Below are 9,248 nucleotides of genomic sequence, written 5' to 3'. Positions count from 1 at the left end.
ACCCGATATTTCGAAGGCGTCCACCGTGGACGCTCTAGCTCAAGGGCTTAATACGATGAACGACTTCAACCGCGGCTACGCGCGCTCGATCCCGGCGGATCGCGCCGACATGTCGGTTGACGCCGGCCTGCGTAGTTTCATGCTCGGCGTCTACAACAAGATGGCGCTGGGCCTCTTGCTGTCGGCCGTTCTGGCCTTCGCCACCAGCTACTATGAGCCGGTCGCGAGCGCTCTCTACGTGCTGACCCCGGACGGCCGCCTGGCCGGCTTCACCCTGCTGGGTACGGTTCTCCGCTTCGCGCCGCTGGCCATGATGCTGGTCTCGATGTTCGCGATGCGCAATCCGACCGCCCGTTCGTCCGGCATCCTCTATTGGGCGCTGGTGTCCTCGATCGGCGCGGGCCTTGGCCTGTGGCTGATCGTCTACAACGTCCAATCGGTGTTCGCGACGTTCCTCGTCACGGCCATCGCCTTCGGCGGCCTCAGCCTGTTCGGCTACACGACCAAGAAGGACCTGTCGGGCTTCGGCAGCTTCCTGATCATGGGCCTGATCGGTCTGGTGATCGCCTCGCTGGTCCAGATGTTCCTGCACCTGCCCGGCCTCAGCTTCATCATCAGCATCCTGGGCGTCCTGATCTTCGCGGGCCTGACCGCGTACGACACCCAGAACCTGAAGATGACCTACTATCAGCTCGGCGGCGATCAGCAGTCGGCGGCCGTGGCCACCAACTACGGCGCGCTGAATCTCTATCTGAACTTCATCAACCTCTTCCAATTCCTGCTCAGCCTGATGGGCGGCCGCCGTTAAGGCGAGCCCGAGCCATGAACGACGAAGCCCCGGCGGGAAACCGCCGGGGCTTTTTCTTTGGCCGCGCTGGCTCTTCGACCGGATCGCGCCCACATTGCCGAGGGATGGAGACCAAAATGATCCGAGCCGTCGCCCTGACCACCGCCTTGATGTTGGCGACGAACGCCCACGCCGAGACGACCATCCCGGCCTATCCGCCGATCGCCAGGACACCGAACCTCTCCACGCCCCTGAATCTCAAGCCCGTAACTCCGGTCGAGCTCCGCTACGCCCAGGCGCGCGCCCCCTTGCCGCGCGGCGTGGCTCGCACGGCGATCGAGCGCCGAGACGGCGGAATCTCGGGCGGCGTTGGGGTCCTGTGCGGCATCCAGCCCAGCGCCGACAACAGCGGGGTCGGCGCGGCGCGCGGCTACGACAACGAAGGCCGTTTCGTCGGCGCCAAGCTGGGCTTCTCGTTCTGAAGTCTCAGTCGACGACCGAGAACTTGCCCTTCTCGAACACCCGCAGCACCTGGGTCAGTTCGTGACCACGCTTGAGGATCATGCCGCCCTGGCCGAGCACCGACCAGGCGCCCTGCTTGCGCGCTAGCGCCGGACGCTTCTCGACGCGATAGAGCGGGGCCTCGGCCGTATGGCGGAAGATCGAGAACACGGCGCAGTCCGAAAGACCGGCGATGCCGTAGTCGCGCCACTCGCCGGCCGCGACCATGCGGCCGTAGAGGCGCATCAGCTGGTCCAGTTCGCGCCGCTCGAAGAACACGACGCCGCCGGTGCCAGAACCAGACGGAGGGGAGGGCTGGGAGTCCAAGGCCATCGGCGGAATCTAATCCCAAATCGGACGATTGGAACAGCGCTCCTCACGAATTCCACCGACGGCCTATCGTCCGTGTCGCGCCGGTCACGCCCGCCGGAAATGACATCGCGCGGTCATGGTGCGCCTCGATATGACCTTATTTCGGTCCCGCGCCCGCCTGTTTGCGGGTCGATAACAACATTGTCGGCTGATCGGACACCCTGTGGTCCAGGATCCTGAACAGCCCCCCCAGCCCCCAGATCGCGGGCCGGTCGGCCGACAAACTCTATATCCCCTCCCCCCCAAATGAGCCCGCGCGGTCCTCCCCCACCGCGCGGGTTTTTTGCGTTCGCGCGCTATAGCGCACGACCCATCGGTCCGCCCTGAAACGACCTTTGTTTGGTCCAGCCCTCGCCCGGATGAGCCGCGATAAGGAAAGCGTCGACGAAGAGCGGACCGGGTCCTGTCCAGCCCCCCCAGCCCTCCCGGTCACGAGACGCTTCTCGCCGACACGCAAAAGGAACCCGCGTGGCTAGTCCCCTCCAGCCGCGCGGGTTTTTTGTCGTCTGAAGTCTCGAAAAGGGCGTGCTCAGCGCTCCGGCGCGGGGGCTTCCAGCACACCCAGGATGCGGCCGCCCTTGGCGCCCTGCACCAGAATCACCGTCTCGAGATCCGCGTCGGCCGCGGCCGGCAGGCGATACAGCTTGGGCCGGCCCGCCCACGGACCCAGCTTGATCAGCTCGCGCACCACGTTGCGGTGGACCAGGGTCTGGCCCTTGTTGTCGCCGCGCTTCACCGCGATGTCCTGCTCGCGCGGGTCGTAGCGCAACAGCCAAACCTCGCCGCCGCCGCGCGGGGCGGGGCCGGAGCCGACGGCGACGCGGGTCTTGCCCACGAACTGCATGTCCGGCGGGTTGAGCGGGGCGCGAGCCGCGGACTTCACGATATCCTCGACCGCCTCGGCCTTGGTCCCGGACGCCTGGACGCGGCCGCCGACCACGATCTGCGGCGTGGGCACGTCGCGCAGGGCGAACTTCTTGGCATAGGCCCGTTGGCGTTCGGCGAAGGCCGGCTTGGCGAAAGTGTCCTTCCAGCCGAGATAATCCCAGTAGTCGACCGAATAGGTCAGGGCCAGGACGCCGTCGCGCTTGGACAGATCGGCCGCCAGCTGATTGGCCTTGCCGCAGGACGAGCAGCCCTGGGCGGTGAACAGCTCGACCACGACGGGCGTCTTCGCCTTTTCAGGCTGAGCCTGAGCGGCGGAGCCCCAGGACAGGGACGTGGCGACGCCGGACAGGGCCAGGCAGAGCAGGGAAAGGGCGGCCTTACGCATTGCGGGTCACTTAAGCCAAGAACGCCCCGGATAGCCGTTCACGAGGCCGTGAATAGCACCGGTCCATGGGGAGAAAAGGTGGAGACATCGTTGTCAGAGCGTCCCGCAACGAAAACGGCCGGCCCCGCGAGGAGCCGGCCGTCTCTTTCACGCGTCGATCGCGACGCTCAGCCGGCCGACTTGGCCAGATTGCGCAGCACGTAGTTCAGGACGCCGCCGTTCTTGAAGTATTCAAGTTCGGTCGGCGTATCGATGCGGCAGCGGACCGGGAAGCGGGCGATGCGGCCGTCGGTCGGGCGGTAGAGCTCGACGATCAGCTGCTTGCGCGGCGCCAGATCGGTGAGGCCGCGGATCGAGACGATCTCCTCGCCGGTCAGCTCCAGCTTCTGCCAGCCGTCCTGGACGAACTGCAGCGGCAGCACGCCCATGCCGACCAGGTTCGAGCGGTGGATGCGCTCGAAGCTTTCGCAGATCACCGCGCGGACGCCGAGCAGCTTGGTGCCCTTGGCGGCCCAGTCGCGCGACGAGCCGGTGCCGTATTCCTTGCCGCCGAACACGACGGCGGGACGGCCTTCGGCCTGATACTTCATGGCCGCGTCGTAGATCGACATCACTTCGCCGGTCGGGAAGTGCTTGGTCACGCCGCCTTCGATGTCCGGCGTGATCTTGTTGCGGATGCGGATGTTGGCGAACGTGCCGCGCATCATCACCTGGTGGTTGCCGCGGCGGGCGCCGTAGCCGTTGAAGTCCACCGGCTCGACGCCGTGATCGATCAGGTACTGACCGGCCGGGCTAGTCGTCTTGATCGAACCGGCCGGGCTGATGTGGTCGGTGGTGATCGAGTCGCCGAACACGGCCAGGACGCGGGCTTCCACGATGTCGGTGACCGGAGCGGGGGTCATCGACATGTTCGGGAAGTACGGCGGGTTCTGGACGTAGGTGGAGTCGCCCTCCCACGCGTAGGTCTGGCCGCCGGTCACCTTGATGCCCTGCCAGTTCTTGTCGCCCTTGAAGACGTCGCCGTAGCGGGTGGCGAACATCTTCTCGTTGATGGCCTTGCGCTGCAGGACGGCGATGTCCTCGTTCGAAGGCCAGATGTCCTTCAGGAAGACGTCGTTGCCCTTCTTGTCCTGGCCGATCGGCTGAGTGGCCAGGTCGATCTTCATCGTGCCGGCCAGGGCGTAGGCCACCACCAGCGGCGGCGAGGCCAGGTAGTTGGCGCGGACGTCGGGGTTCACGCGGCCTTCGAAGTTGCGGTTGCCCGACAGCACCGAGCACGCGACCAGATCGGCCTCGTTGATCGTCTTGCTGATGGCTTCCGGCAGCGGGCCCGAATTGCCGATGCAGGTGGTGCAGCCATAGCCGACCAGGTTGAAGCCCAGGGCGTCCAGCGACTTGGTCAGGCCGGCCTTGGCCAGGTAGTCGGTGACCACCTGCGAGCCGGGGGCCAGCGAGGTCTTCACCCACGGCTTGACCTTCAGGCCCTTGGCGACCGCGTTCTTGGCCAGCAGGCCAGCGGCGATCAGGACCGAGGGGTTGGAGGTGTTGGTGCACGAGGTGATGGCCGCGATGACCACGTCGCCGTGACCGACATCGAAGCTTTCGCCTTCCACCGGGGCGCGCAGGTCAGGCTGTTCGGCCTTGCCGAACTCACCGGCCAGCGACTCGGCGAACTTGTACGAGGCGTCCGACAGCAGCACGCGGTCCTGCGGGCGCTTGGGGCCGGCCAGCGACGGCAGCACGCTCGACAGGTCCAGCTCCAGGGTGTCGGTGAAGGTCGGCTCGGGCACGCCCGGCTCCCACCACAGACCCTGCTCCTTGGCGTAGGCTTCGACCAGGGCGACGCGTTCCGGCGTACGGCCGGTGCCCTTCAGATAGGCGATGGTCGAGGCCGAGATCGGGAAGAAGCCGCAGGTGGCGCCGTATTCCGGGGCCATGTTGGCGATCGTCGCCTGGTCTTCCAGGGTCAGGTTGGCCAGGGCGTCGCCGTAGAATTCGACGAACTTGCCGACCACGCCCTTCTTGCGCAGCATCTGGGTGACGGTCAGCACCAGGTCGGTCGCGGTCGCGCCTTCCGGCATGGCGCCGGTCAGCTTGAAGCCGATGACTTCCGGGATCAGCATCGGGATCGGCTGGCCCAGCATGGCCGCTTCGGCCTCGATGCCGCCCACGCCCCAGCCCAGGACGGCCAGGCCGTTGACCATGGTCGTGTGGCTGTCGGTGCCGACGACGGTGTCGGGATAGGCGACTTCCTCGCCGTCGACCGCGTTGGTCCAGACCGTTTGGGCCAGATATTCCAGGTTCACCTGGTGGCAGATGCCGGTGCCGGGCGGGACGACGCGGAAGTTGTTGAACGCCGACGAACCCCAACGCAGGAAGCGATAGCGCTCGATGTTGCGCTCGTACTCGCGCTTGACGTTGTCGTCGTAGGCCTTGGGGTTGCCGAAGTTGTCGACCATCACCGAGTGGTCGATGACCAGGTCGACGGGGTTCAGCGGGTTGATCTTGGCCGGGTTGGCGCCCAGGGCGACCATGGCGTCGCGCATGGCGGCCAGGTCGACGACGGCGGGCACGCCGGTGAAGTCCTGCATCAGCACGCGCGCCGGGCGGAAGCTGATTTCGTGCTCGACCGCGCCCTTGTTGGCCAGCCAGGCGGCCACGGCTTTCAGGTCGTCCTCGTTGACCGAGACGCCGTCTTCGTTGCGCAGCAGGTTTTCCAGGAGCACCTTCATCGAGACCGGCAGCGATGAAGTTCCGGTCAGACCGGCTTCCTCGGCGGCGCGAAGGCTGTAATAGACATAAGACTTGCCGCCGACGGTCAATTCGCGACGGGCTTTCAGGCTGTCCACAGACGCCATTCTAAGGATCCTTCTCTGTCCACGGCCGCCCGAAAACCACTCCCGGGATCACGCGCTGATCGGAAGGGACACACAGGTTCCGCCTCCGCGCCGCGTACCACCCAAAACGACTGGAGGGGGACGACCGCGCGCTTCTTAGCGCTGCCGCCGTCGAACGTCCATGTCGCGCGGGGGGTCTTGGCGTGTTGAGAGTTGTTCTCATTCAGGATCTGGCGATCACGCGCGGCGAGCGGCGGTTGTTCTCGCACCTGGATCTGACCCTGCGCGCCGGCGAAGCGGCCGCCCTGGTCGGCCGCAACGGCGCGGGCAAGACCAGCCTGCTGCGCGCGGTCGCGGGCCTGCTGCGGCCGGCCGAGGGGACCGTCGGCTTCGAAGGCGAGGCCGGCCCGATCGAGGCCGAGACGGCGCGGGCCGAGCACCTGCACCTGCTGGGCCACCAAGACGGGCTGAAGTCCAGCCGCACCGCCTGGGAGGAGCTGCGCTTCCAGACCTTGTGGACCGGCGGGACCGAGGATGGCGCCCGCGCGGCGGCCAAGCGCTTCGACCTCTCCCGCCTTCTGGACCTGGAGGTCCGCCGCTTGTCGGCCGGCCAGCGCCGGCGCCTGGCCCTGGCCCGCCTGGCGGCCAGCCCGCGGGCGCTGTGGCTTCTGGACGAGCCCATGGCCCCGCTGGACGCGAGCCAGCGGGCGGCGTTCGGCGCCGTGATGGCCGAGCACTTGGCCGCCGGCGGCATGATCCTGGCTTCCGTCCACGATCCGCTGCCGATCCCGGCGCGAAACGTGGAGATCGGCGCATGAAGGCGTTCGGCGTCCTCCTGCGGCGGGAACTGGCCCTCGCCTGGGGCCGGGGCGGCGGGCCGCTTCTGGCCCTGACCTTCTACGCCTGTGTCGTCGTGCTGCTGCCGATGGCGTCGGGTCGCGCGCCGGAGCGTCTGGCCGCCATCGCGCCGGGCGTCGCCTGGCTGGCCCTGGCTCTTGCCGCTCTGCTGTCCCTCGAAAGATTGTTCGAGCGCGACTACGAGGACGGAGCCCTGGATCTGCTCGCCATAGGCCCCGCGCCGCTGGAGGCCGTGGCCGTCGCCAAGTGTATGGCCCAGTGGCTGGCGACCGGCGCGCCCCTGGCCCTGGCCGCCCCGGTCGCGGCCCTGATGCTGGGCGCGGACCTCAAGGTCATGCCGCTGCTGGTGCTGTGCGCCCTGGCCGGCGGCCTGGCCTTCGCCTTCCTGGGCGGCCTGGGCGCGGCCCTGGCCCTGGGCAGCAAGCGCGGCGGTCTGTTGGTGGCGGTGATCGTGCTGCCGCTCTACGCCCCGCCGGTGATCTTCGGCGCCGGGGCGCTAGACGGCTTCTCGGCCGGCCTGCCCTGGACGGGCGGGCTGCTGCTATTGCTGGCCTACTGCGTCGGGGCGGTGGGGCTATCGCCGCTGGCCATGGGCGCGGCCTGCCGCAACGCGCTGGATTGAAAAACCCTGTCATCCCGGCCGCAGCGCAGCGGAGAGCCGGGACCGTAAAAAACTCGGCCTATCCGGTGGTCCCGGATCGGCGCGCTTCGCGCTTGTCCGGGATGACAGCTTTCACGGCGTCGGCGCCACCGTCGCCTGCAACGCTCCCGCGGCGGCCTTCTTCTCCCCCAGCACCACCGCGAAGCTGCCGCCGATGATCAGCAGGCCGCCGGCGAGCAGGGCCGCGGTAAGATGGTCGCCGAACAGCAGCACGCCGCAGGCCGCGCCGATCAGCGGCTCGATATTGATGAACACCCCGGCGCTGGCCGCGCCGACCTTGGAGGCCCCGAACTGCCAGGCCGCCGTGGCCAGCAGGGTGGCCAGCACCCCCTGGGCGACGACGGCGGTCCAGACCGCCGGGCCGAGATCCAGTTTCGGCGCGCCGTGCATGACGAACGCGATCGGCAGGATGGTGAAGGCCGCCACGATGATCGACACCGCCGGAATGGCCATCGGATTCGAGGTCTTGGGCGCGCGACGCAGGGTCAGCAGCCAAGCCAGGAAGATGAACAGCGCGCCGATCGATAGCGCCACGCCATAGGGCGAACTGGCGCCGTCCGGCTTGCCGGCGATCAGGGCCGCGCCCAGGGTCGCCGCCGCGACGCCGCCCCACGAGGCCTTGGAGACCTTCTCGCCCAGCACCTTGGCGCTGACCGCGATCAGGGCCGGCATGGCGCCGACCAGAAGCGCGGCGACCGTGACGCTGACATGGGCCAGGCCCTCGAACTGCACCAGGAACGCCACGCCGTAGAGCACGCCCGCCAGCAGCACGATTGGCGAGCGGAACAGGGCGCGGACCTCGGGACGGCGCAGGGCGAACGGCGCGGCGGCCAGGGCGGCCACGGCGAAGCGCAACAGCACCATATGGGCCGCGTCGGTCTCCGTCAGGATCAGCTTGCCGGTCGGGAAACCCAGGCCCCAGCAGATCCCCGCGAGGGCCAGGGCGACGAAAGCGATCGACTTCATGCGGACTCCCTATCCCCAGAGGGGCCGGAAACGAGAATAGCCGGGCGGGACGCACGGCGCGGCGTGCGTCTTCTGGAGGATGGCGTGTCCCGGAATTGGCAGCTGACATAGCGCGCGCCAGCTGGAGCGCAAGACGGCCGCGTCTCCGCCGCCCGCCAAACATGTAACATTGTTCATGGACGCGGACATTTTCGCGCCATATCCCGATGGCCAAGCTCTCGTCATCATTACGACAGGGAGCTCACAACCATGCGTAAAACGCTTACCCGACTGGCGCTCGCGGGCGCCGCCGCCACCGTTCTGGCCGCCGGCGCGGCCGTGGCCCAGGTTCCGCCGCCGCCTCCGGCCCCGGCGGCTCCGCCCGCCCCGCCGATGCCGCCCATGCCGCCCATGCCGCCGATCGAAGCGCTGATGGCCATGGGGCCGGGCATGGGTGACATGATGTTCATGCATCATGGCCGCGCCGCCGATCCGGAGAAGCGCGCCCAGCGCCTGCGCGACGTCCTGCAGCTGCGCCCGGACCAGGACCCGGCGCTGAAGGCCTATGTCGAGGCCACCACGCCGAAGATGATGGTCCGCAAGGAAGACGTCTCGAAGGACAAGGCCGACAAGCTCGACAAGCCCGGCCTCGATAGGAAGGACGGCGACCGGATGGAATGGGCCGACGCCAAGCCGCTGACCACGCTGGAGCGCCTCGACCGCATGACCAAGGCGGCCGACGCCATGAAGCAGCGCGCCGAGGCCACGCGCGCCTTCTATACGGCCTTGACCCCCAGCCAGCAGAAGACCTTCGACGTGCTGGGCATGGGCGAGGGCCCGGGCGGCGACTTCGGCGGCGACGGCGACCACGTCTTCATCCGCCGCTTCGACGCCCGCGCCCCGATCGTCAAGGACGGCGAGCGCAGGATCGTCATCCAGCGGAAGGTGGGCTGACGCCCACCGGGCAGCGGAAGGTGGGCTAACGCCCACCGGGCAGCGGAAGGTGGGCTAACG

The 9,248-nt window shown here is 68.2% G+C and carries 9 protein-coding genes; 5 read left to right on the top strand and 4 right to left on the bottom strand.

Annotated features, from left to right (window positions below; all coding sequences use genetic code 11):
* Window positions 1-55: 55 nt before the first annotated feature.
* Together ABIC66_RS04540 and ABIC66_RS04535 are read left to right on the top strand one after the other, a co-directional pair.
* Window positions 56-808, top strand: coding sequence for a Bax inhibitor-1/YccA family protein (locus tag ABIC66_RS04540; RefSeq protein WP_354068188.1), 753 nt, complete (start codon window positions 56-58; stop codon window positions 806-808).
* Between the two features lie 116 nt (window positions 809-924).
* Window positions 925-1,269: a hypothetical protein gene (locus ABIC66_RS04535; RefSeq protein WP_354068187.1), complete on the top strand. Its 345-nt coding sequence runs from the start codon at window positions 925-927 to the stop codon at window positions 1,267-1,269.
* A gap of 4 nt (window positions 1,270-1,273) precedes the next feature.
* Here the strand turns inward: ABIC66_RS04535 and ABIC66_RS04530 are convergent, their stop codons facing one another.
* The 3 genes from ABIC66_RS04530 to acnA all read right to left on the bottom strand — a co-directional run bounded on the left by ABIC66_RS04530 (window position 1,274) and on the right by acnA (window position 5,791).
* Window positions 1,274-1,621 carry a DUF2794 domain-containing protein gene (locus ABIC66_RS04530; RefSeq protein ID WP_354068186.1) on the bottom strand — a complete coding sequence of 116 codons (348 nt, stop codon included), beginning with the start codon at window positions 1,619-1,621 and terminating at the stop codon, window positions 1,274-1,276.
* Between the two features lie 568 nt (window positions 1,622-2,189).
* Window positions 2,190-2,933 (bottom strand): DUF1223 domain-containing protein, encoded by a 744-nt coding sequence (locus tag ABIC66_RS04525; protein WP_354068185.1) that lies wholly within the window; start codon window positions 2,931-2,933, stop codon window positions 2,190-2,192.
* A gap of 167 nt (window positions 2,934-3,100) precedes the next feature.
* Window positions 3,101-5,791, bottom strand: coding sequence for an aconitate hydratase AcnA (acnA, locus tag ABIC66_RS04520; RefSeq protein ID WP_354068184.1), 2,691 nt, complete (start codon window positions 5,789-5,791; stop codon window positions 3,101-3,103).
* A gap of 182 nt (window positions 5,792-5,973) precedes the next feature.
* Here acnA and ccmA point away from each other — a divergent pair, with 182 nt between their 5' ends.
* Both ccmA and ccmB read left to right on the top strand, forming a co-directional pair.
* On the top strand, window positions 5,974-6,588 hold the full coding sequence (gene ccmA / locus ABIC66_RS04515; protein ID WP_354068183.1) for a heme ABC exporter ATP-binding protein CcmA: 615 nt from the start codon (window positions 5,974-5,976) through the stop codon (window positions 6,586-6,588).
* Complete coding sequence (gene ccmB / locus ABIC66_RS04510) at window positions 6,585-7,250, top strand: heme exporter protein CcmB (RefSeq protein ID WP_354068182.1); 666 nt, start codon at window positions 6,585-6,587, stop codon at window positions 7,248-7,250. Before ccmA ends, ccmB begins: the two co-directional genes overlap by 4 nt.
* Window positions 7,251-7,361: 111 nt before the next feature.
* On the opposite strand, the gene ABIC66_RS04505 is transcribed toward ccmB, so the two are convergent.
* Window positions 7,362-8,255 carry a DMT family transporter gene (locus tag ABIC66_RS04505; protein WP_354068181.1) on the bottom strand — a complete coding sequence of 298 codons (894 nt, stop codon included), beginning with the start codon at window positions 8,253-8,255 and terminating at the stop codon, window positions 7,362-7,364.
* A gap of 249 nt (window positions 8,256-8,504) precedes the next feature.
* Between ABIC66_RS04505 and ABIC66_RS04500 the strand changes: the two genes are divergently transcribed.
* A complete protein-coding gene (locus ABIC66_RS04500) occupies window positions 8,505-9,188 on the top strand; it encodes a Spy/CpxP family protein refolding chaperone (RefSeq protein ID WP_354068180.1) in 684 nt (227 codons plus the stop codon).
* The last annotated feature ends 60 nt before the right edge of the window (window positions 9,189-9,248 follow it).

This window comes from Caulobacter sp. 1776, assembly GCF_040545685.1.
In the GTDB taxonomy this organism is placed as follows: Bacteria; Pseudomonadota; Alphaproteobacteria; order Caulobacterales; family Caulobacteraceae; genus Caulobacter.
This window is presented reverse-complemented; position numbering and strand designations above follow the sequence as displayed.